This is a genomic window from Pseudoalteromonas sp. 2CM28B, from assembly GCF_023161935.1.
Window position 1 is genome coordinate 46851 of sequence record NZ_JALNTH010000026.1, and the last position, 20205, is coordinate 67055.

A 20205-nucleotide genomic window follows, 5' to 3' on the forward strand; every position below is an offset into this window, starting at 1 on the left:
TTTAAAAAGAGTACAGTAAAAAAGATTTATTAAAGTATGATGAATTAAAATGTGAATCATGATTTACATTTTTAAGTGGTGCATTTATAGTAATGTCTTCTACCAAGATGAGCACACACTATGAGTATATCTATGTACGCATTTAAAAAAATTAAAAAATCTTTATTATTAATTGCTTGCGCTTTAACTAGCTTTACAAGTTATGCAGTTGATGAGCAATTTGTACGTTATCAAGCGGGGCGTTATGCAATTAAAAATATCACGTTAATCGATGGCACCGGCAAACCGGCACAAACTAATCAAACGGTTGTAATAAATAAAAATAAAATTGTGAATATAGGCGCCACAGCAGAAGTAGGCGTCGCTAAAGGTGTGAATATTATTGACGGTAGTGGAAAAACATTAATTCCGGGATTGGTGATGATGCATGAGCACATGTTTTATCCAACTGGCAAGGCTCATTACACCGAAATGCTTTACAGCTTTCCTCGCCTATATTTAGCAGGCGGTGCAACCACAATTCGTACTGCAGGCACCACTGCACCATATGCTGATTTAAAATTAAGAGATGATATAAACGCAGGTAAAAGTTTAGGCCCAGATATAGATGTAACGGCGCCGTATTTAAATGGCCCCGGTTTACCTATTTTAAAAATAAAGTCGCTACGCGATGCAGACGATGCTAAAAAAATGATGGACTACTGGGGCTTAGAGGGGGTTACCTCATATAAAGCGTATATGCATATTAATCAAAATGAGCTTGATGTTGTTATTAAAAAAGCGCACGAGCAAAATAACAAAGTAACGGCTCATTTATGTTCAGTTACATACCGCGAAGCAGCCGCTTTAGGTATTGATAACCTAGAACATGGCTTTTTTGCCGCCACCGACTTTGTTAAAAACAAACAAAAAGATGTATGTCCAAGTAATAAAGACGTACAGCAATCGTTTGTTGAGTTAGATATAAACTCGCCAGAAGTAACGAGCCTAATAAATTACTTAGTGGCTAAAAATGTAGTACTTACCTCTACACTTACTGTATTTGAAACCTTTACTAAAGGTCGCCCTAAAGCCTACCCAAAAGCACTTGATGCATTAATACCGCAAGTACGTGATCAGTACGAGTCGCGCTTTGAAAAAATAGCAAAGCAGAGCGAATCTAGTTGGCCTTTAGTATTTAAAAAAATGGTGCAGCTAGAAAAAATGTTTGTAGCCGCTGGTGGTAAATTAATGGTGGGCACCGACCCAACAGGTTATGGCGGCGTTATTGCTGGCTTTTCCAACCAGCGTGCAATTGAATTACTCGTAGAGGCTGGGTTTATGCAGCCACAAGCAATAAAAATAGCTACGTTAAATGCAGCGCAGTATTTAAATAAGCAAAATACAATAGGTAGTATTGAAGTAGGTAAACATGCCGACTTGGTTATTGTTAATGGCGACTTTGCTAAAGATGCGTCGGCTATCCGTAATATGGAAACTGTATTTAAAAATGGTGTAGGCTATAACTCAACAGCACTTTTCGATAACACTAAATCGGTTGTTGGGCTTCATTAAAATAATAAAGGAAATCAGGATGAAAAAATCACTACTTTCGGTGGCATTAGGTTTTGCTGCACTTGGTGCGTTTAACGCGCAGGCAAACCTTGATCAACACGTTAAAAATGTAGAGCAGCAGGTAATTGAATGGCGACGCGACTTTCACCAAAACCCTGAGCTTGGTAACCGCGAAACGCGTACCGCAGGCATTGTGGCTAAACATTTAAAGTCGTTAGGTATGCAAGTACAAACCGATATTGCTTACACAGGTGTTGTTGGTATTTTAAAAGGCGCAAAGCCTGGCCCTACAGTAATGCTACGCGCCGATATGGATGCACTACCGGTAACAGAAAAAACAGATGTGCCATTTAAATCAACCAAAACCACAAATTTCCGTGGCGTTGATGTAGGCATAATGCACGCTTGTGGCCACGACACGCACGTAGCTATGCTAATGGGCGCAGCCGAAGTATTAGCAAATATGAAAGATGAATTGCATGGCAACATCATGTTTGTGTTTCAGCCTGCTGAAGAGGGCGCACCTTTAGGCGAAGAGGGCGGTGCAGAGCTAATGCTTAAAGAAGGTATATTTAAAAAATACAAACCTGACGTAGCATTTGGCCTGCATATTACATCGAGCCTACATACGGGTAAAATTGGCTATCGAAGTGGGCCGTTTATGGCCAGTGCCGATCGCTTTGAAATAACCGTACACGGTCGCCAAGCACATGGCTCAGCACCATGGACAGGCGTTGACCCTATTGCTGCCGCTGCGCAAATTGTAACGGGCGTTAACCATATTGTTAGCCGCCAAGTTAATATAACCAAAGAGCCCGCTATTGTGTCGTTTGGTAAAATTGCCGGTGGTGTGCGTAATAATATTATTCCTGAAGAAGTTGAAATGGTTGGCACTATTCGTAATTTTGATATGGATAACCGCGCGCAAATCTTTGAAAATATTAAAACAACCGCTACACATATTGCTAAATCATCGGGGGCAACGGCCGATGTGCATATTCACGAAGGTTACCCTGTAACGGTTAATAACCCTGAGCTTACTGCGCAAATGTTACCTAGCCTTGAAAAAGCAGCCGGTAAACAAAACGTGCAAGAAATGGGTAAAATAACCGGCGCAGAAGACTTTTCGTTTTATGCCCTAGAAATACCCAGTGTATTTGTATTTTTAGGTGGAACGCCTGCAGAACAAGACTTAAAAACGGTAGCAAGTAACCACTCACCTTATTTTTACGCCGATGAGTCATCATTTAAAGTGGGCACAAAAACACTTAGCCAATTAGCGGTAGATTACTTAAATAGCCAAAAATAACGACATAACTACCCAGCGAGTAAAGTAATTGCTAGCTGGGTATTGTTGTTTATATTAACAAGCTGCACTATGTGTGCACTTTAACCTAACACGTTTAAATTTATGTCTGATCAACCCTTTTTGGCACCTAAGCAACAACGCAGTCAACAAACCCAAGAAAAACTATTAAAAGCGCTGCATCACAGTTTAAAAAGTAAGTTTTTTGAGCACATAAGTATAAAAGAGCTGGCCGATTACGCCGAGGTGTCGGTAGGTACGTTTTACCGTCGCTTTAAAAATAAAGAGTCGCTGCTGCCTATGCTGTATCAAGACTTTGGTATTGCATTAGATAACTGGGTAAGTGAGCTTGAGGCGCAGCACTATAAAAACTTAGACGATGTAGTTAACACTTTATGCCATAAAACCTATGTGTTTTTATCATCACAGCAGGGGGTATTTAGAACCCTGCATTTAAATTCGCGTTTACACAGTGAGTTATTAGGCAGTGATAAACACATAAACAGGCGAGTAATTTATCAGCGGTTAGCGCAACTAATTAGCCAAACAGATACCAAAGTGAGCGAGGCGGCTGCAGGTACGGCAGTATTTTTAATTGTCAGCTCATTGCTTGATAAAGTGCTGTATCACGATTTAACCCCTGCGATAGCCTGTGATTTATCGGCGCAGCAATACGCGCAAGAACTACCTAAAATTATTTTAGCTTATTTAGGTTAAACACCTTTAAACATGCTCAAGGAGAGTAAAATGAAAATTACTGGAAGCTGCTATTGTGGTGAAATTAAATACCAAGCTCAGTCGCAAAATAATAACGTACTTGTATGTCATTGTAGCGATTGCCAACGCATGTCGAGTGGGCCATTTAGAGCGGTAATTATGGCTGAGCCAAACTCGGTTGTATTTACTAAAGGCGAGCCAAAAGAGTATGTTAAAACAGCACAAAGCGGTAATAAACGCGCACAAGGTTTTTGTGGTACGTGCGGCACTACACTTTACGCAACGAACGAAGCAAAAGCCGATAGAGTGTACGGCCTGCGCATAGGGGCCGTTGATCAGCGCGATGAATTTACCCCAGCTGCGCAAATTTGGTCGCAGTCAACGCTTACATGGCTAAACGATTTACACCAAGTGCCGGCTTTTGAAACTACACCTAAATAAACAGGTAGGCTATTAATGAAAACACTGACAAAAACAGCCTTATTAGCAAGTGTACTACTGACGAGTTTTGCCCAGGCAAAACCCAGTAATGTCGACTTTTTAAATACAGGCAAAGCTAATCCTAACTTACCATTTTCGCAAATAGTAAAAGCCGGTAATACGCTTTATATGTCGGGGCAAATAGGGATTAACCCTGCAACCGGTAAGTTAGCAGCGGGTGGTTTTGAAGGTGAAGCTAAGCAAACCCTTGAAAACATTAAGCGCACTTTAGAGCAGCATAACTACAGCATGAGCAATATTGTAAAGTGCACTGTTATGCTTACCAATATTAACGATTTTAAAGCGTTTAACGCTATTTATACGCAATATTTTAGTGCGCCGTATCCTGCACGTAGTGCATTTGCAGTAAACGCGTTAGCCCTTGATTCGTTAGTAGAAGTAGAGTGTATTGGTGCTGTATAACACCAATCGACTTAAATATTTAATCATTCTAACGTGCTAAATAGAGCGCTAACAGCGTTGTAAATTTCTTATGTAGAACAACTGCATGTCGATATTCATGCCTTGTTATCACGCTATTTATCTGTCGCTATAAATGCCTAATAACTTAACACTATTGGTGTAAGTAATTTTAGGTTGCGTAATTTTATAAAGATAACGTTGCGCTTTAAATTTGTGTGAAATTTTTTTAACCAAATGACTGTCTATTTATAAGACAGTCATTTGGAGAAAAATATGTGCAGTTCACCTAAAAGCAGCCGAGCAGTTAAAAAGTCAGCCATTAACTTTAATGACGAACTAACCCAAGAGCAGCGTTTGCGTTTTGCTGCAAAAGCTAATTTAGCACAGCTGCGCCGCGAACAGCGACAAGCTGCTAATAAGCGCTTTGAGCAAAAGCATCACCCTGCAAAAAAGCCAGCAACGGGCTTGTTTTCATGGTTACAGCAGCTAGTAAGTTAACTATTATTAAGCGTGGTGTTTTTGCCGCTAAACCATCCACATGTAGCACATAACACACCTGCACCCGCACATAACCAAAGCGGCGCACTCCAGCTGCCGGTACTTGTATGTAGCGCCCCAGCTACCATAGGGCCAATAGCCGCCAACAAATAGCCAATACTTTGTGACATACCTGAAAGGGAAGCCGCTTGCGTGGAGTTATCGGTACGTAGGCTAATAAACGACAGCCCTAAAATAAAGCACGCCCCCGAGCTAAAGCCAAGTAGTAGCGTCCACACTAATGCAAAGCTTGGCATATAAAGTAGCCCTAGCGCACAGCACGCACTCAGTGATGCAAGTATAAAGCTAAGCGCACTTTGATCTTTTAATTTTCCTAGCAAAGGTATAAGCACAAGCCCAGGTATGGCAGTCGCAATTTGAAAAGCACCATGATACGCGCCTGCTTGCGTTGCGCTTTGGCCCGCTTCGGTGAGTATGCTAGGCAGCCAAGTAATAATGATGTAATTTAAAAATGAATTTAGCCCCAGTAACAAGGTAATTTGCCAAGCAAGTAGGTAGCGCCATACGCTTTTGTTAAGTGTTGAGGCCTGTGCTGTTTGTACCGGTTTTGTGTGTTTATTTAATTGCGCCATCCACACAATTAAAGTGGTAATTGTAATCAGTGCACTTGCCCCTAATGCAAACTGCCAGCCTAACCCTTCATATTGGCTAAGCGGATAAACTAATGCTGAAAAACCACCCGAGGCAATGCCCATAGTGAGTACATAAGCAGAGGTCATTACCGCCACTTTTGCCGCAAAGTCGCGTTTTATTATACTTGGTAGCAATACGTTAGCTATGGCAATACCTGCGCCTATTATGGCTGTGCCTACAAAGAGCATAATGGATGAGTTAACCACCCGTGCGGCAATACCCAGTAATATTAAAAATACAGCAAAAAACAATGTGCGCTCAAGCCCTTGGCGTTTAGCCAGGCTTGCAGCCATAGGCGATATAATGGCAAAGGCAATTAGCGGTAAGGTGGTAATAAAGCCTGCTTGCGAAGCGGTTAAATTAAAATGCGCAATTATTTGTTCAAGCACAGGGGCAACCCCTGTAAAAGGCGCACGTAAATTGGCAGCAATAAGTAAAATACCTATAACAAGTAATACGCTTGAAAAGCGCGACATACCAGCATTACTGTGAGGTGTTTGAGTCATTATTACAAAATAAGTTAGCTAATTATTGGCGCTAGTATAAACAAATCAGCAGTATTATAATTTAGCTATACTGACATTAAATAACTAAAAACTGACAAAATATGTTTGAGCCTAAAGGGTGGGGATACCTACAAAACTACGAGCACATGGCACAGCCTATAATTGCCAAAGTAGATACCGCGCAAGGCAGCAAAGAATACCCGTTACACACTCACCCTAAGGGGCAGCTAATTTTAGCGCTTGATGGTTATGTTACCTGCGAAGCGGCTAACAAAATGTGGATGGTGCCAACGCACAGTGCTATTTGGGTACCTGCAAATACCTTACACAGCAATCGCGCATCTGATAACGCCAAATTATGTTTTGTATTTATTGATGCTAATAAGCACGGCATGCCACAGCATACCTGTACATTAGCAATAACGGGGCTGGTAAAAAGTTTAATGCTAAAACTAGCAAGCGAACACCAAGCCTATAATGAAGACTCTAAAACAGCACGCTTAGCTCAGGTACTGTTTGATTTATTAATTGAAATGCCCGCCCAGCCGCTTGACTTTGTGTTATCTAAGCATACGGTTATTCAAGCAATGGGGCAGCAGTTACTCGCACAGCCAAATAATCGTAAAACCCTTGCGCAATGGGCACACGATTTTGCTTTAACCGAACGTACGTTGGCACGGCTTATAAAAAAGCAAACCGGTATGACCTTTGGTAAGTGGCGAATGCAATTACATATAATTACAGCGCTGCAGGCACTATCAGATGGGCAAAGTGTACAGCAAGTGTCGGCGTTATTGGGGTACGAATCGGTGAGTGCGTTTATAACTATGTTTAAAAAGGTAATGGGAAAATCGCCCACTAAATATATGGGCGATTTAAATTAACCTTTATACATGGTTTTACCACGTGTACGTAGCCGAAAGCATGGCGTTACGCGGTTTACCAGGGAAGTACCTATCGCCAGTAAAGCTGGTGTAATCAGCACGCTCAGCATAAGCTTCATCGGTAAGGTTAATTATACGTGCAAGCACTTCTAAATTATTGGTAACTTGCCACTTTGCACGCAAGCTTAAAATATCATGCCCCTCGTAGCTATGTAGGTTTTCTGGGTCGGTATAGTAACTACTTACGCTATGCCATTGCAGTGCAAGCGCTAGGTTATTAAAGGCTTGCCAAGTTAAATCAAGGTTAGCCACATTGCGAGGCGCGGTGTCTACGTTGTTACCGTTTATATTTAGCCCATTAATTAACTGATTATTGGTATACGTGTGCTTTGCATGCGTACCTGCAAATTGTAAGTTAAGCGTTTTGCTTAATGCATAATCTACTTCAAGCTCAATACCTCTGTGACGTGAACTGCCATCATTAACGTTAAAGAAGTCGCTATCGCGATAAATAGTATTGTGTTTGCTCATAGCATACACAGCCAATGCGTAACTTATATTGCTGTAATATCCTTTTAAGCCAAGCTCGGCATTATTGGCTATTTCGGGGTTTAAATCGGCGGTGGTTTGCTCGCGTTGTAATTGGTAAAGCTCTGCCGCTTGCGGCGCTCGGTAGCCACGGGAAAAGTTAGCGTATAGCGTATTGTTATTGTTGGCCTTGTAGCTCACGCCAAATTTAGGTGAGGTATTGCTAAATCTATTTTTACCACTGGCTGGGCGGCTATAACGACAACCGCCAAAACCACATTCTGTGCCGTCTTCTGTTGTGCGCCCTGTGAGCATATTATTAGTGTAATCGTACTGCATATGCTCATACCTGAGGCCGGCGCTAATAAACCATTTATTTAATTGCCACTCAATTGATGCAAACGGCGCATACAGGGTTGCGTTTACATCGTAATCGTAGTGTTTGCCTTGCGGTACTGTGGCTACTAAAAATGCAGAGCCTTGAGTTGGCTCGTTTTGACTTTGAGTAAAATCGCTGCGGGTGTATTCGCCATCAAGCCCTAGGTTTACTTTTACATTACTTTGCAAGTTATGTTGATAAAGCGATTGCACACCTATGCCTGTTTGACTGTTGGTTTCAAGCGGGGTGCCAGGTAAAAAGTGCTTAAAAAAGTCCATGCTTTGGTCGCGCACATAAGGCGTAATAGAAAGCACATTGCCGTTTTTTAATTGCCACTGGGCGTTGCTCCACGCTCTAAATGAGCGGGCTTTTCTAAATGCATCGGGGTCAAAGTTTTGCTGTGCTATGTCTTCGTTTTTATAGCTTTCAAAACCCGTAATAAAGCCCGCAGTGTGCTGATCTAAATTTGTGTATGTAAGGCCAGAGGTAAGCAATAGGTTTGAGTGCTCAAAGCGGTGGCGAATATTTATTTTTTGCTGTTTAACGCTTTCATCATCACGGTAACCGGTATCGTCGGTAACACTGGCGTTTATGCCAATACCACTGTTGCCGTAGTCTTGCCCAGCGCGAAGCTTATAACGGGCATATCCGTATGAGCCATAATCAAGCCCGACTAATCCACCGCCTTGCGTGGTATCGGGCGTTATTACATTAATAACACCATGCACAGCATTTGAGCCATAAAGTGCAGAGCCGGGGCCTTTGAGTACTTCTATGCGCTGCGCCATTTCACTATGCGCTTCAAAAAGCTCGTTAATATTACAAAAGCCTGCAGCACGCAGTGCAATGCCATCTTCAAGGGTTAGTATGCCGCCACAGGCTGCCGCGCCCGAGAGCACAGGCGAGCGAAGTGCCGGTAGGTATTCTTGCCCATTTCCGCGCTGTACGTTAGCACCTGCAATACGCTGTAACGACTCTTCAACATGAGTAGGCGCAATGCTATTTAACTGCGCTTCAGATAAGGTACTAATAGTAAGTGGATAGGGGGTAGCCAGTGCTTCTGTACGTGATGCGGTGGTTGTTATGGTTTCTATTGCATCATCGTTTTTCTTATCAGCAAGTGCAACGTGGCTGAGAGGCAATAACAGCGGCAAAATATAAGGTTTCATACATTCCTTTAAGGTGAGTAACGCTTTATTAACGCCATGGTAAGGTGTTTTAAACGGTTTTTAAACCGGTTGCGTTAAAGTGCGCGTATTCTATATACCCGATAAGTTAGCGATAATATAAAGCAAGCCCCAGCGGGCACGGTTAAAGCAAGTAGGGCTAAGTGCTCATAAAGCATAAACCCGCACACTCCACCTAATAAAAAGCCGGCAATAATAAGTATAAATATTACGCCTTTGCGGGTATCAAAGGGTTCACCTTTTAGCGCTTTGCCTATCATTAAACCTAGGTCGGTAAAAATACCGGTTAAATGAGTGGTGCGCACTACTGCGCCGCTGTAGTTAGTGGCAAGGGCGTTTTGTAAACCACAGGCGGCAGAGGCAAGCGTAATGCCATAAACATGGGCGCGGCTGAGTAAATAGGTGCTTAAAAGCAGTAATAGGCCTTCAATAAATAATAGGGTGTCGTAATGGCGTCCCAGCTTTAACGAGCCGCCGGTAAGTAAAAAACCAGAAAGGGCAGAGCCAAGCATAAAGCTTAAAATTATACTCATTAGTAGTAACGCAGCAGAGGTACTGCTCATTAGTTTTATACCAAGTAAAGTAACACTACCGGAAAGGTGAGAAATAGCCTGATGCTCAAACCCTAATAACCCTACAGCATTCACAATGCCAGCAATAAAGGCGAGTGTAAACGCGCCGTACTCAACCCAATTTGGTAATTTAGTTAACATTGCCTACCTTATTAATGCACACCGAATTGCGCTTTATAGCGTTTTATTTGCTCATCAACGATTGCGGTGTTGACCACGCCATGCTTAAAAGCAATATAAACAGGTAGGGCATAGCCTTCAAGCTGCTTAGCATGTATGTTTTTATAGCCTTTTGAGTACCATAAGCCGGCTTGATAATTAGTAATTGCGTAGTCAACACGCTGTTTATTAAGCAAATCAAATGTGGCTTTAGTGGAGAGTGAATGCATAAAGTTGCTTTGTTTAATATTGTATTCTTTTGCCAGTACATTGGGTAATTTAACGCCTCTTAGCATAGCAATGCGTGAATTTGATAAGTCATTATTAAGGTTTGCTTTTTCTGTGCTAAATAAACCAAATTGGGTGGTGTGTAGTGGCTCAGTGGTAAATTCTAAATATTGCGCACGCTCGGTATTATTTGCCAGCGCAAAGTAACAATCGTAGTAACCTAACGTCATTTCTTTTTTAATGCGTGCCCACGGTAAATGCACCAACTCAATGGTTACCTCCAAATTACGCTCTATAAAAGTTAAATAGTCTATGTCTATGCCCGTAAAGGTATGTGTTTCATCGTCATAAATTGTAAAAGGCGGGTAATGAGTAGTTGCACAGCGCAATGTTTTATTAGGCGCTGCTAATAAAAGCGAAGAAAAACTAAAAGCCAAAAGCAGCAATAATGTGCGCATAAATGTAAATCCGATTTTTTCTTATGTTAGTGTGTTTATTATACAGCGATATTCGGTTTTGAGGTGATGATCTATGTATTTTTTCTTCTCGTATAAGTTTAAATTTTAAGAGATAACCATGTTTAACGCAGAGCAGCAATCGCGAATTATAGAAATGGCGTGGGAAGACAGAACCCCCTTTGAGGCTATAGAGCAGTTATACGGGCTTAATTATTCACAGCTGGTCGTGTTTATGCGAGAGCATATTTCAAAGGGGAGTTTTAAAGTGTGGCGCAAACGCCACGCAGGGCGTAAAACCAAGCATTTAAAACTGCGAGACCCAGCCATAATGCGCAGCCATTGCAAAACACAGTATAAGCCGAGATAAATAGCTGCTTGCAGTTTCATATGATGTTCAGGCGTGTTTGATAATCTTTAGCTATTAACATTATTAGAGATTATTTATGAAAGCGTTTTTATATACGGTTTTTTTAGCGGGTGCCTTGGTTAGCGTTAATGCACAGGCAAAGCCCGACAAAGACAATCACGGCCATAAAAATGGTCACCATAAACATCAGCAGCACAGCTATAAAAGCAGTAAGAAACTATCTAAAAAGCAGCAAAAAAAGTTAGTGCGTGCTGGGTGGACGCCACCAGGGTTAAGTAAGCGTTACCATAGAGGCGATTACCTAGACCGCAACGTATATAAACAAGGCCGCGTTATTGAACGTTCTAGAGATAATGGTACAGTAAGTATAAAAATAGACAGTACAGTTATACACATGGTGCACGATACCCGAGAAATACTTTCAATTTTAACTCGTTAAGTACAATTTATAAGGATATTTAAATGCTTATTGCACTGGCTATAATCATTGGCTTTTTTTTATTAGTGACCTTATTACCTATGTCATACAGTCAGCACTACTTAGTGCGCAGCTGCGACTTTGTTCGACTACAGGTATTTTATATAGCCAGCGCTGTTGCAATTATATCGTTTTATTTACTGTGGCAAAGCGGCAATAGCGGGTATTTGTATACTGCTTTAACCGCATTACTAACCATGGCATTACAAGGTAAGTGGATATTTCCTTACACTTGGCTTGCTAAAAAAGAAGTTAAAACGGCCTCAGTGAGCGAAGATCACAGTGTTAGAATCATGTCGGCTAATGTGCTTATGTCAAACCACAATAGTGAGCAACTAATCTCACTGGTTGATAAACACCAGCCCGATTTATTAATTACCCTTGAAAGCGACAGCTGGTGGGAAAACAAATTAGCTGTTCTTAAAAAAAACTACCCCTATTATATTGAATGCCCTAAAGACAATCGCTACGGCATGCATTTATACAGTAAATTTAAAATTCTTGATGCGCAAATATGTGAGCTCATTGAAGATGATATTCCTTCAATTCATATCCTGTTCGAAAACAATGAAGGCCTTGAAATGCAAGGGCACTTTATACACCCCGCGCCACCAAGCCCAACAGAAGAAGACTCATCGCGCCCACGCGACTCAGAGCTAATAATGGTCGCTAAAGCACTTAAAAAGCCAACACGCCCGACCATTGTAGCCGGTGATTTAAACGATGTGGCATGGTCGCGCAGCACCCGTTTATTTATGCAAATAAGTGGTTTTTTAGACCCACGTAAAGGCCGTGGCTTTTATAACACCTTTCACGCAAGTTACTTTTTTATGCGTTGGCCGCTCGATCATTTATTTCACAGCCAAGGCTTTAAAGTAAAACGCATTAAGCGCCTTGCTAAATATGGCTCAGACCACTTTGCACTACTTACCGAGCTAGTGTATGAAAACGCCAGGCAGCATTCATTAGAAGATAAGCCAAAAGAGCTAAAGCAAGAAGAAATTCAAGAGCTTGCTATGAGCAAAGCCGATAAGCGAAAAGTGCCAAGGTTTGAGGAGGGCTAGCTGTTAGCTTGTGTAGGTCGGATAAGCGAAGCGCCATCCGACACAGTAAAATACCTTACCAGTTATAATCAATATTTATGTTGTCGAGTGGCAGAAGAGGGGCAAAAGCGAATATCCATAAACCTTGATTGCAAAGTCAAGTTTTACCCCTAGGTTGTTAGTGCTTTTATAAAGGCTCTACCGCTAATGACTCTAATTTGTTAACCTTTAATAACGATTCAATTTGCTCATAAAGTGCATAGTAATCTTCTGCAGATTTAACTTCTCTAAAGCGAGCTCGAAGCTCTAAAACTTTAATAGGCTCAACATGTGGAGCAAGCCTATCTAAAGAGGTATCTACATATACAACAATTCTATTAGCGTAAGAAACAGATGTTACAATATTTAAAGCCAAAGAGATCATTAGCACAAAGTTTAAAACCATTGCTATTTTCACTACAGTTAAGGTTTTAACATCACCTTTATCAATATCACTAAAAGCCTTATCACTTGACCTTTTTCCAAGTTTCTTACCAGCGATGAATGCTACAGGTAATGTAGAAAACAATAAAATTATAAGTGTATAAGTACTATTAGCGGAGCTTTCATGAAGCCCTTTGGATGCTTTTATATAGATTGAATCTTTATAAGAAGAAAACAAGAGATCCATTGAATCAATAATAAATTTTAATGAACTGGTAACTAACGGTTCACCAATAATCTGCCATACTCCACTTCCTATAGCTCCAAGTATAATGATACCTAAAGTACCTGCTGTCCAATTCCATACTTTTTTACTTTCAATCATGTTTATATTTCTCTCCTTTATGAGTTAAGGCAAATAAATAAGAGCGTTAACACTTTATCAGAGGAAACTTTACCTATTTAGCGCGAAAACATCCTTATTTTATTAACGTATATTAGTAACAAATGCTGTAAGTTATTACCAGATACAAATATTATGATTAATATAGCTTATTTCAATATGTGAAAAAGGAGAAAGTATCTTCTTATTATAACTGAGCTAAAGCCCCCATAATGACTATATATCGCTCATTATTGCCTGTCAGCTTAAGTCTAATAAATAGATTGCGTTGGATAATTAACGTTTTTATATTTATCGGCAATATTTTGTTATGGTGGTAATAAAGCACTGCGTGCAAAGGAAAGCGTGTAAATTATAAAAAATGTACTACCCAGTTAAGGCGCTTGCTGTTTTATCTTTAGTTGCAGTTGCTATTAAGTACTGGATGCCAACTGACATTGGCTTTGCGTTTATGCTATTACCTTATTTGGTTTTGTATTTTTTAGCGAACGCTAATAACTACCAAAATAAACGACTCTTTCTTATCAGAATTATAGCTGCATTATTTACTATTATTTTAGCGCCAGTTCTCATTTTTGGTATAAAGTCTGATCCTCAAGCTGGAGTGGGTATTATGTTTTTGCTGATAATGCAACTAGCTGCAATTAGTGCCTCAGAATTTATTATATTATTTTTTAATGTTGATAATGATTAAGAAGAAACATGCATATTTTCAGCTATTAGCGTGTGGTTGCGCAGTAGTTTGGGCTTAATAAGGGTGAGCTCTGCTGTAATCTAATTTTTAAAGAAAAAAACCTAAAAGCGGTTACCCACTTTTAGGTTTTTTATGTATTGGAATTTAAAGCTATATTAGCTATTGATCATAATACATTTGATATTCACAAATTCGCGCATACCAAAGCCGCCGTGCTCTCGGCCGTAACCACTTTCTTTAACACCACCAAACGGTAGGTTGGGTTGGGCAAGGCCGTAACCGTTAATGTTGATCATACCTGTGTCAAAGTGTTTTTTAGCTAGTTCAATGGCTTTTTTCTCATCTTTAGAGAAAATACCACCGCCTAAACCATAGCGAGAGTCGTTGGCGATACGCATTGCATCGTCGTTGTCTTTTGCTTTTATGAGCGAGGCTACAGGGCCAAATAACTCGTCATCGTATGCTGGCATGCCCGGCGATAAATTATCAAGAATAGTCGGTGGGTAGTAGTAACCTGTTTGCGATGGTACTTCACCGCCTGTTACAACATTTGCACCTGCTTCAACAGATTGCATTACTTGGTCGTGAATTTTATCACGTAAATCTTCACGTGCCATTGGGCCTAGATCGGTATCTTCGGCCATTGGGTCGCCCATTTTTAATGCTTCAAATTGCGCTTTAATTTTTTCTTTAAAGTCATCATATAATGACTCTACAACCACAAAGCGTTTTGCCGATACACAGGTTTCGCCGTTGTTGATCATGCGCCCTGTAACACAGGTTTCAACAGCAAGGTCTAAATCTGCATCATCAAGTACTAAGTAGGCATCGTTACTACCAAGCTCAAGCACTGTTTTTTTAACGTATTTACCTGCTTCTTCAGCTACTTTTTTACCGGTAACGTCACTGCCTGTAAATGTTACGCCGCTGATTGCTTTGTGTGAAATAAGCGCGCTGGCAGTTTTGCCATCAATAAGTAAGTTGCTAAAGCAATATTCAGGGAAGCCCGCTTGTTTAAACAGGGTATCGATTTTCTCTGCCATACCAAATACATTACCGGCATGTTTAAGTACGGTGGTGTTACCGGCCATAATGTTAGCAGCACTGTAACGAATTACTTGGTATAACGGAAAGTTCCAAGGCTGAATACCTAATAAAACGCCCGTTGGTTGGTAGCTAACAATAGCGCGGCCGCCATCCATATCGCGCTCTTCATCGCCAAGTACTTGTGGGCCGTTTTCGGCTGTGTAACGACAAATACCAGCGCACAGTTCAATTTCTTGAAAACCTTGCTCGTACACTTTACCCATTTCTTCGGTCATTAGCTTAGCAATGGCTTCTTTTTGATCTTCAAATAAAGAGGCTAGTTTATTTAAATACTTAGCACGCTCGGTAAATGAGGTTTGGCGCCATTTTAAATATGTTTCGTGAGATTTTTCGACTACCTGCTCAGCTTCCTCTTGAGAAAGCAGCGTGTAGGTATCAATGGTTTGTTCAGTTGCGGGGTTGATTGTTTTAACTGTGTTACTCATTTTTATCTCCTTACAAATTAGTTATCAGTAAGGGTGCAAACACAAAGCCAGTTTGTTTTATAAAGTAAAATAGAGCTTAAGTTATTGAATAGTAGTCGCTTTAAATTTAATTGTGGGATGTAAATAAAAAGCGAGTGATGAGCAAGCAGTAAAAAATACTGCTTTATGCAAATTTTACAGCCTTAGTTAAATAGTTGCTGTGCTATTTGTTTTAGTAGGTAAGTTTCACGAATGATAGACAGCCCTTGCTTTTCACTAAGGCTCATTGTGCGCTCGTTGTGTGCAATGGCGTCGTATATATTGACCCATTTAGGCGTCATACCATTTTGTTGCTCGTAATGTTCAAGCTGTGCTTTGCCAAGCTCTTTGTCTGTATCGCATAAATAGCAATACGACTGTATATGTATAATATCAAAGTCGTCTTTGTACCAAGGGCGGTACTCTTCGTATAACCCAAAGGGTTTAATAACCTGTATATTTTGCGCGCCAGTTTCCTCGCTAAGCTCTCTTATTAACCCTTGCTCTAGGGTTTCACCTTCATCTACACCGCCGCCGGGTAAACTGTAGTCTTCGTAGCGATTGGTATACATTAATAAAATGTGTGCATCTTTAATCACAATGGCGCGGCCTGTGCGGCGGGTAAATTGAGTGCCTTGGTTTAAATTTATGCCAGGGTGGACCATTGTTTTTAATAATTGCATTTTGTCTCCTTTTTAAAAGCAAAATTATATCAGCTGGTATACTTAGGCGAGTAGTAAAAATAATTCTAATTATTTTTAAAAATTATGATCGGTATGGCTTAAGTTTACGTACATACTGGGTTGTTAAAATTAAACGTTAAAAGACTCAATAGTTTAATCATTTTTAAGAGATTCTAGTAGCCCCTTTTATTTGCAAAATAGGGTGCGTAGAATAAGAAGAAAAGCATAGGGATTTATCATGTTAAACATACTTTTAGTCGATGATGACGTTGAATTTAGTGACGTTGTTTGCCACATTGTCGAATTCCTCGGGCACAACATTTGTACTGCAACTAGCTTAAAAGAAGCACATCAATGGTTTGAAAATAATACCTTTGATCACGTATTACTCGATTTTATGCTGCCAGATGGCAGTGGTCTTCATTTACTCGACCATTTAAAAATGATTGGGCAGTCTCCAAAAGTGACGCTTATTTCTGGCCACCCTTCAGTAAAAGGGATTTTGGCAGACATGTGTGAGCAAGATGTTGGGCATTTATTAAAGCCGCTGCAACGCGAAGACCTAGAGCTGGTATTAAACGGCCCTAAAAAAACAGCTAAAAAAGCTAAAGTTCCGGCTATTACTCGCCATTTTAATAGCTTAATTGGTGAATCAGAGCCAATGCAAAAGCTTTACACCATGATAGAGCGCGTAGCTAAAACCAATGCTAACGTGATGCTCATGGGGGAAAGCGGTGCAGGTAAAGAAGTGGTCGCCCAAGCAATTCATAACGCTAGCCAATGCGAAGGCCCTTTAGTGGCGAGCAACTGTGGTGCTTTGTCTAAAGAGCTAATAGGTAGTGAGTTATTTGGCCATGAAAAAGGGGCTTTTACAGGTGCAATTGCCCGTAAAGAAGGGGTATTTGAGCAAGCAGACGGCGGTACGTTATTTTTAGATGAAGTAACCGAAATGCCTATAGATATGCAGCCAAACTTACTGCGTGTGCTTGAAACTAAAAAAGTAACACGTGTAGGCGGCAATCGTGAATTACCTATAAACTGCCGCGTTATTTCTGCGACTAACCGTTCGCTGACCGACTTAGCGCAAAACAATATTATTCGTGAAGATATTTACTTTAGACTTGCGGTTTTCCCCATTGATATTCCTGCGCTGCGAGAGCGAAAAGAAGATATTCCACTGCTTGCGAAAGCCTTTTTAGAGCAACTTAATGATGAAAATGGCACTTCGTTTTATTGGCACAATGAGCAGCTAAAAGAACTACAGCAATACGAGTGGCCAGGCAATGTGCGTGAACTTCGCCACGCTATCCATCGCGCCTTTATTATGAGCGACCCACAATCGAGCGAAATTACACTTCCGGATAACTTAGAGTCGCCGTTTTCGCGTGTAAATACGCAAGTGGCCGACAACCACGTTTCGGCAGGGCAAACCATTGAAGAAGTCGAAAAAGAGTTAATCCACGCCACGCTAGATAAGGTGCAAGGTAATAAAACGCTAGCTGCGCAAATGCTAGGGATCAGTACAAAAACATTGTATAACCGATTAAACGCATACGGCGGAATTGGAGAATATAAATAACCTGAACTCTGAATAATAAACCTATCTCTAGCAGCTATTTTCAACGTTAACTGCGTTAAATTTGCTTGCAATAGGCCAGCTATTGACGCGTAAATTCGCCTTGTTTTCATTGAAAATCTCTGGCTAGAGAAAAGAATTTGGTTATCACTATAATTTAATATTTTAGTAAGTCTCTTAACCAGAGTTCAGGTTGAATAAGTATAGGAAGTAATATGAGTGATGAAAAAGAAGTTAATACGCTAAATAAATTGGTACATGATGCAAGAGCTCCACTGAATAGAATTTCTATGAATGCAGAGCTCATTAAACTGGTATTAGAAAACGATATGCCAAAAGACAAAGCGTTAGCAGCACTCGATAAAATAATTTCAAACTGTCAGCAATGTAGCGAAAGCTTGCAAAACATTACTGATTTTAATAATAAGTAGTCATTTAAAATTAGGTATTTACACATAATGAGTAAGCAAAAGCAGCAGGGTAAAACGAATATAACGTGGGCCGCTTTTATCGCAATAGTACTGTGTATTGTTGTTGGCAATGCAGTTTTGGCATTAAGTACTATTCAGGGATTAACGCAAACGCAAAAAAGCTTGGATAACACCAGCTTATTAGCCGATGCTATTGAGCGTCTTCACTTATCAATTGTGCAGGCAGAGTCTGGCCAGCGCGGCTACTTACTCACCGAAGAAGAAGACTACTTAATGCCTTATTACGATGCGATAGGGCAAATAGAATCGCAAATGGAGCATGTAAAGTCTCTACACTCTGAAATTGATGGCCAAGCTGAGCGAATTGCTGAGCTATTAGTGTTAACAGAAGCTAAAATTAAAGAGCTTAAACAAACGGTTAAGTTGGCTACTAATGACAAAGAGCGCCGTGCGTTATATGTATTAAATACGCACAGAGGGCGAGAGCTGTACAAAGATATTCGCGTTAAAGTTAATGATATTCAAGACCGAGAATTACTGTTTAAGGTGAGCCATTTTTCTAAGCTGGCACAAATAAAAAATGAAGCAAAAATCACCTTTGCTATTACAGCGGTAACCAGTGCGCTTTTAATAATAGGTATGTTTTTATTAACACGCCTAAACTTAAGAAACGCGGCTAAATACCGTGAGGAGCTTGAAATACAAAACGAAACACTTGCAACAAAAGTGTCTGAGCGCACGCAAGAGCTGACCTTATATTCAGATGAGCTTAGCCGCTCAAACCGTGAGCTTGAAGAGTTTGCGTTTGTTGCCAGCCATGACTTACAAGAACCACTACGAAAAATTCAAGCATTTAGTGACCGCCTAGAAACCATGTTTAAAGATGAACTGGGTGAAAAAGGCATAGATTATATAGGCCGTATGAAAAATGCAGCGCAACGTATGTCTAACCTTATTAACGACTTGCTAGAGTTTTCGCGGGTAACAACGCGAGGTAGAGACTTTGATGACACTGACTTAAAAGGCGTAGTTAACGACATTTTAAGTGATTTAGAAGTTGCCATTAAAGAAAGCAATGCGCACGTAGAGGTGGGCGAACTACCGGTTATACAAGCCGATAAAAGCCAAATGCAGCAGTTGTTTTTAAACTTACTGTCTAACGCTGTTAAGTTTAGAAAGCCAGGTGTTGAGCCACACATAAGCGTAATGTACGAGCACAAAGACGAGTTTAGTGAAGAGCATAACGAAAAAGTGGGTTGGCAAATTATTACCATAAAAGATAATGGTATTGGTTTCTCACAAGAGTATGCTGATAAAATATTTGTACCATTTCAGCGCCTGCATGGGCGTTCGGAATATAAAGGCACAGGGATTGGGCTTTCAGTTTGTAGGCGTATAGTTGAGCGGCATGGTGGGATAATTACTGCTCATAGTAAAGACGGTGAAGGGGCAACCTTCATAATAAAATTACCTGTGGAAACAACGCTTTTCACACTTCAAGGAGAGGCTTAGATGCCGTATTCAAAAGTGAAACCTATTACAATATTAATGGCAGATGATGACGAGGATGATCGCCTACTCACGCAAGATGCGCTAGCCGAAAGCCGTGTATTAAACGAGCTGCATTTTGTGGAAGATGGGGTTGAATTATTAGAGTACTTAGAGCGCAAGGGTAAGTTTGAAGATAAAAATTCATCGCCACGCCCAGGGTTGATTTTGCTTGATTTAAATATGCCACGTATGGATGGCCGTGAAGCACTTGAGGCCATTAAGGCAAACCCAAACCTTAAAGGCATACCGGTTGTTATTTTAACCACCTCTAAGCAAGAAGAAGACATGGTTAAAGGCTATAACTTAGGAGCGGCCTCTTATATTACTAAACCGGTAACGTTTGATGGCTTGGTTGATTTAATGAAAACCCTAGGAAAATACTGGGTAGAATTTGTAGAGCTGCCGACAACGTTTAACGACTAAATAAGTAGCAA

22 protein-coding genes are annotated in these 20205 nt (G+C 40.6%); 15 read left to right on the plus strand and 7 right to left on the minus strand.

All coding sequences use genetic code 11. The features are described from left to right. The first annotated feature begins 120 nt into the window (after positions 1-120). The 6 genes from MTN96_RS25595 to MTN96_RS25620 all read left to right on the plus strand — a co-directional run bounded on the left by MTN96_RS25595 (position 121) and on the right by MTN96_RS25620 (position 4978). A complete protein-coding gene (locus tag MTN96_RS25595) occupies positions 121-1554 on the plus strand; it encodes an amidohydrolase family protein (RefSeq protein ID WP_248533100.1) in 1434 nt (477 codons plus the stop codon). Between the two features lie 19 nt (positions 1555-1573). After that, complete coding sequence (locus MTN96_RS25600) at positions 1574-2863, plus strand: M20 family metallopeptidase (RefSeq protein ID WP_248533102.1); 1290 nt, start codon at positions 1574-1576, stop codon at positions 2861-2863. Between the two features lie 102 nt (positions 2864-2965). After that, the gene (locus MTN96_RS25605; RefSeq protein WP_248533104.1) at positions 2966-3577 is read left to right on the plus strand and encodes a TetR/AcrR family transcriptional regulator; all 612 of its coding nucleotides are present in this window, start codon (positions 2966-2968) and stop codon (positions 3575-3577) included. Positions 3578-3607: 30 nt separating this feature from the next. Next, positions 3608-4018, plus strand: a complete 411-nt coding sequence (locus MTN96_RS25610) for a GFA family protein (protein ID WP_029771733.1) — start codon at positions 3608-3610, stop codon at positions 4016-4018. Between the two features lie 15 nt (positions 4019-4033). Then, complete coding sequence (locus MTN96_RS25615) at positions 4034-4480, plus strand: RidA family protein (protein ID WP_064386364.1); 447 nt, start codon at positions 4034-4036, stop codon at positions 4478-4480. A 273-nt stretch (positions 4481-4753) separates the two neighbouring features. Next, on the plus strand, positions 4754-4978 hold the full coding sequence (locus MTN96_RS25620) for a hypothetical protein (RefSeq protein ID WP_096740073.1): 225 nt from the start codon (positions 4754-4756) through the stop codon (positions 4976-4978). On the opposite strand, the gene MTN96_RS25625 is transcribed toward MTN96_RS25620, so the two are convergent. Beyond that, positions 4975-6177, minus strand: coding sequence for an MFS transporter (locus MTN96_RS25625; protein WP_248533106.1), 1203 nt, complete (start codon positions 6175-6177; stop codon positions 4975-4977). The two genes, MTN96_RS25620 and MTN96_RS25625, sit on opposite strands and share 4 nt — an antisense overlap. A gap of 101 nt (positions 6178-6278) precedes the next feature. Here MTN96_RS25625 and MTN96_RS25630 point away from each other — a divergent pair, with 101 nt between their 5' ends. Then, positions 6279-7061: a helix-turn-helix domain-containing protein gene (locus MTN96_RS25630; protein ID WP_248533108.1), complete on the plus strand. Its 783-nt coding sequence runs from the start codon at positions 6279-6281 to the stop codon at positions 7059-7061. A gap of 15 nt (positions 7062-7076) precedes the next feature. Here the strand turns inward: MTN96_RS25630 and MTN96_RS25635 are convergent, their stop codons facing one another. From MTN96_RS25635 to MTN96_RS25645, 3 genes are all read right to left on the minus strand, one after another. Further along, entirely contained in the window at positions 7077-9137 is a 2061-nt protein-coding gene (locus MTN96_RS25635; protein ID WP_248533110.1) for a TonB-dependent receptor, read from the minus strand. Positions 9138-9211: 74 nt separating this feature from the next. Further along, positions 9212-9868, minus strand: coding sequence for a YoaK family protein (locus MTN96_RS25640; protein ID WP_055254741.1), 657 nt, complete (start codon positions 9866-9868; stop codon positions 9212-9214). Positions 9869-9879: 11 nt separating this feature from the next. Further along, positions 9880-10572 (minus strand): ABC transporter substrate-binding protein, encoded by a 693-nt coding sequence (locus MTN96_RS25645; protein WP_248533111.1) that lies wholly within the window; start codon positions 10570-10572, stop codon positions 9880-9882. A 118-nt stretch (positions 10573-10690) separates the two neighbouring features. Here MTN96_RS25645 and MTN96_RS25650 point away from each other — a divergent pair, with 118 nt between their 5' ends. The 3 genes from MTN96_RS25650 (at position 10691) to MTN96_RS25660 (ending at position 12481) form a co-directional block, all read left to right on the plus strand. Next, complete coding sequence (locus tag MTN96_RS25650) at positions 10691-10939, plus strand: TIGR03643 family protein (protein ID WP_054983514.1); 249 nt, start codon at positions 10691-10693, stop codon at positions 10937-10939. Between the two features lie 76 nt (positions 10940-11015). After that, positions 11016-11378, plus strand: a complete 363-nt coding sequence (locus MTN96_RS25655; protein WP_248533113.1) for a hypothetical protein — start codon at positions 11016-11018, stop codon at positions 11376-11378. 23 nt (positions 11379-11401) lie between these two features. Then, on the plus strand, positions 11402-12481 hold the full coding sequence (locus MTN96_RS25660) for an endonuclease/exonuclease/phosphatase family protein (RefSeq protein ID WP_248533115.1): 1080 nt from the start codon (positions 11402-11404) through the stop codon (positions 12479-12481). Between the two features lie 166 nt (positions 12482-12647). On the opposite strand, the gene MTN96_RS25665 is transcribed toward MTN96_RS25660, so the two are convergent. Beyond that, on the minus strand, positions 12648-13268 hold the full coding sequence (locus MTN96_RS25665; RefSeq protein WP_248533117.1) for a hypothetical protein: 621 nt from the start codon (positions 13266-13268) through the stop codon (positions 12648-12650). A gap of 379 nt (positions 13269-13647) precedes the next feature. Between MTN96_RS25665 and MTN96_RS25670 the strand changes: the two genes are divergently transcribed. Next, positions 13648-13980 carry a hypothetical protein gene (locus MTN96_RS25670; protein ID WP_248533119.1) on the plus strand — a complete coding sequence of 111 codons (333 nt, stop codon included), beginning with the start codon at positions 13648-13650 and terminating at the stop codon, positions 13978-13980. A gap of 155 nt (positions 13981-14135) precedes the next feature. On the opposite strand, the gene MTN96_RS25675 is transcribed toward MTN96_RS25670, so the two are convergent. Together MTN96_RS25675 and MTN96_RS25680 are read right to left on the minus strand one after the other, a co-directional pair. Further along, on the minus strand, positions 14136-15512 hold the full coding sequence (locus MTN96_RS25675) for an NAD-dependent succinate-semialdehyde dehydrogenase (protein WP_248533121.1): 1377 nt from the start codon (positions 15510-15512) through the stop codon (positions 14136-14138). A 182-nt stretch (positions 15513-15694) separates the two neighbouring features. Beyond that, complete coding sequence (locus MTN96_RS25680; protein ID WP_054983507.1) at positions 15695-16213, minus strand: NUDIX hydrolase; 519 nt, start codon at positions 16211-16213, stop codon at positions 15695-15697. A gap of 238 nt (positions 16214-16451) precedes the next feature. Here MTN96_RS25680 and MTN96_RS25685 point away from each other — a divergent pair, with 238 nt between their 5' ends. From MTN96_RS25685 to MTN96_RS25700, 4 genes are all read left to right on the plus strand, one after another. Beyond that, positions 16452-17792, plus strand: a complete 1341-nt coding sequence (locus MTN96_RS25685; RefSeq protein ID WP_024031667.1) for a sigma-54 dependent transcriptional regulator — start codon at positions 16452-16454, stop codon at positions 17790-17792. A 212-nt stretch (positions 17793-18004) separates the two neighbouring features. Then, on the plus strand, positions 18005-18220 hold the full coding sequence (locus MTN96_RS25690; protein WP_004588505.1) for a hypothetical protein: 216 nt from the start codon (positions 18005-18007) through the stop codon (positions 18218-18220). A 27-nt stretch (positions 18221-18247) separates the two neighbouring features. Then, on the plus strand, positions 18248-19732 hold the full coding sequence (locus MTN96_RS25695) for an ATP-binding protein (RefSeq protein ID WP_138577593.1): 1485 nt from the start codon (positions 18248-18250) through the stop codon (positions 19730-19732). Further along, positions 19733-20194 (plus strand): response regulator, encoded by a 462-nt coding sequence (locus tag MTN96_RS25700; protein WP_024031669.1) that lies wholly within the window; start codon positions 19733-19735, stop codon positions 20192-20194. It abuts the gene before it with no gap. Positions 20195-20205: the final 11 nt, after the last annotated feature.

What these genes read in the sequence shown, in the direction of transcription:
- MTN96_RS25595 (WP_248533100.1), top strand. Translation starts at nt 121, where the DNA reads ATGAGTATATCTATGTACGCATTTAAAAAAATTAAAAAATCTTTATTA.
- MTN96_RS25600 (WP_248533102.1), top strand. Translation starts at nt 1,574, where the DNA reads ATGAAAAAATCACTACTTTCGGTGGCATTAGGTTTTGCTGCACTTGGT.
- MTN96_RS25605 (WP_248533104.1), top strand. Translation starts at nt 2,966, where the DNA reads ATGTCTGATCAACCCTTTTTGGCACCTAAGCAACAACGCAGTCAACAA.
- MTN96_RS25610 (WP_029771733.1), top strand. Translation starts at nt 3,608, where the DNA reads ATGAAAATTACTGGAAGCTGCTATTGTGGTGAAATTAAATACCAAGCT.
- MTN96_RS25615 (WP_064386364.1), top strand. Translation starts at nt 4,034, where the DNA reads ATGAAAACACTGACAAAAACAGCCTTATTAGCAAGTGTACTACTGACG.
- MTN96_RS25620 (WP_096740073.1), top strand. Translation starts at nt 4,754, where the DNA reads ATGTGCAGTTCACCTAAAAGCAGCCGAGCAGTTAAAAAGTCAGCCATT.
- MTN96_RS25625 (WP_248533106.1), bottom strand. Translation starts at nt 6,177, where the DNA reads ATGACTCAAACACCTCACAGTAATGCTGGTATGTCGCGCTTTTCAAGC.
- MTN96_RS25630 (WP_248533108.1), top strand. Translation starts at nt 6,279, where the DNA reads ATGTTTGAGCCTAAAGGGTGGGGATACCTACAAAACTACGAGCACATG.
- MTN96_RS25635 (WP_248533110.1), bottom strand. Translation starts at nt 9,137, where the DNA reads ATGAAACCTTATATTTTGCCGCTGTTATTGCCTCTCAGCCACGTTGCA.
- MTN96_RS25640 (WP_055254741.1), bottom strand. Translation starts at nt 9,868, where the DNA reads ATGTTAACTAAATTACCAAATTGGGTTGAGTACGGCGCGTTTACACTC.
- MTN96_RS25645 (WP_248533111.1), bottom strand. Translation starts at nt 10,572, where the DNA reads ATGCGCACATTATTGCTGCTTTTGGCTTTTAGTTTTTCTTCGCTTTTA.
- MTN96_RS25650 (WP_054983514.1), top strand. Translation starts at nt 10,691, where the DNA reads ATGTTTAACGCAGAGCAGCAATCGCGAATTATAGAAATGGCGTGGGAA.
- MTN96_RS25655 (WP_248533113.1), top strand. Translation starts at nt 11,016, where the DNA reads ATGAAAGCGTTTTTATATACGGTTTTTTTAGCGGGTGCCTTGGTTAGC.
- MTN96_RS25660 (WP_248533115.1), top strand. Translation starts at nt 11,402, where the DNA reads ATGCTTATTGCACTGGCTATAATCATTGGCTTTTTTTTATTAGTGACC.
- MTN96_RS25665 (WP_248533117.1), bottom strand. Translation starts at nt 13,268, where the DNA reads ATGATTGAAAGTAAAAAAGTATGGAATTGGACAGCAGGTACTTTAGGT.
- MTN96_RS25670 (WP_248533119.1), top strand. Translation starts at nt 13,648, where the DNA reads ATGTACTACCCAGTTAAGGCGCTTGCTGTTTTATCTTTAGTTGCAGTT.
- MTN96_RS25675 (WP_248533121.1), bottom strand. Translation starts at nt 15,512, where the DNA reads ATGAGTAACACAGTTAAAACAATCAACCCCGCAACTGAACAAACCATT.
- MTN96_RS25680 (WP_054983507.1), bottom strand. Translation starts at nt 16,213, where the DNA reads ATGCAATTATTAAAAACAATGGTCCACCCTGGCATAAATTTAAACCAA.
- MTN96_RS25685 (WP_024031667.1), top strand. Translation starts at nt 16,452, where the DNA reads ATGTTAAACATACTTTTAGTCGATGATGACGTTGAATTTAGTGACGTT.
- MTN96_RS25690 (WP_004588505.1), top strand. Translation starts at nt 18,005, where the DNA reads ATGAGTGATGAAAAAGAAGTTAATACGCTAAATAAATTGGTACATGAT.
- MTN96_RS25695 (WP_138577593.1), top strand. Translation starts at nt 18,248, where the DNA reads ATGAGTAAGCAAAAGCAGCAGGGTAAAACGAATATAACGTGGGCCGCT.
- MTN96_RS25700 (WP_024031669.1), top strand. Translation starts at nt 19,733, where the DNA reads ATGCCGTATTCAAAAGTGAAACCTATTACAATATTAATGGCAGATGAT.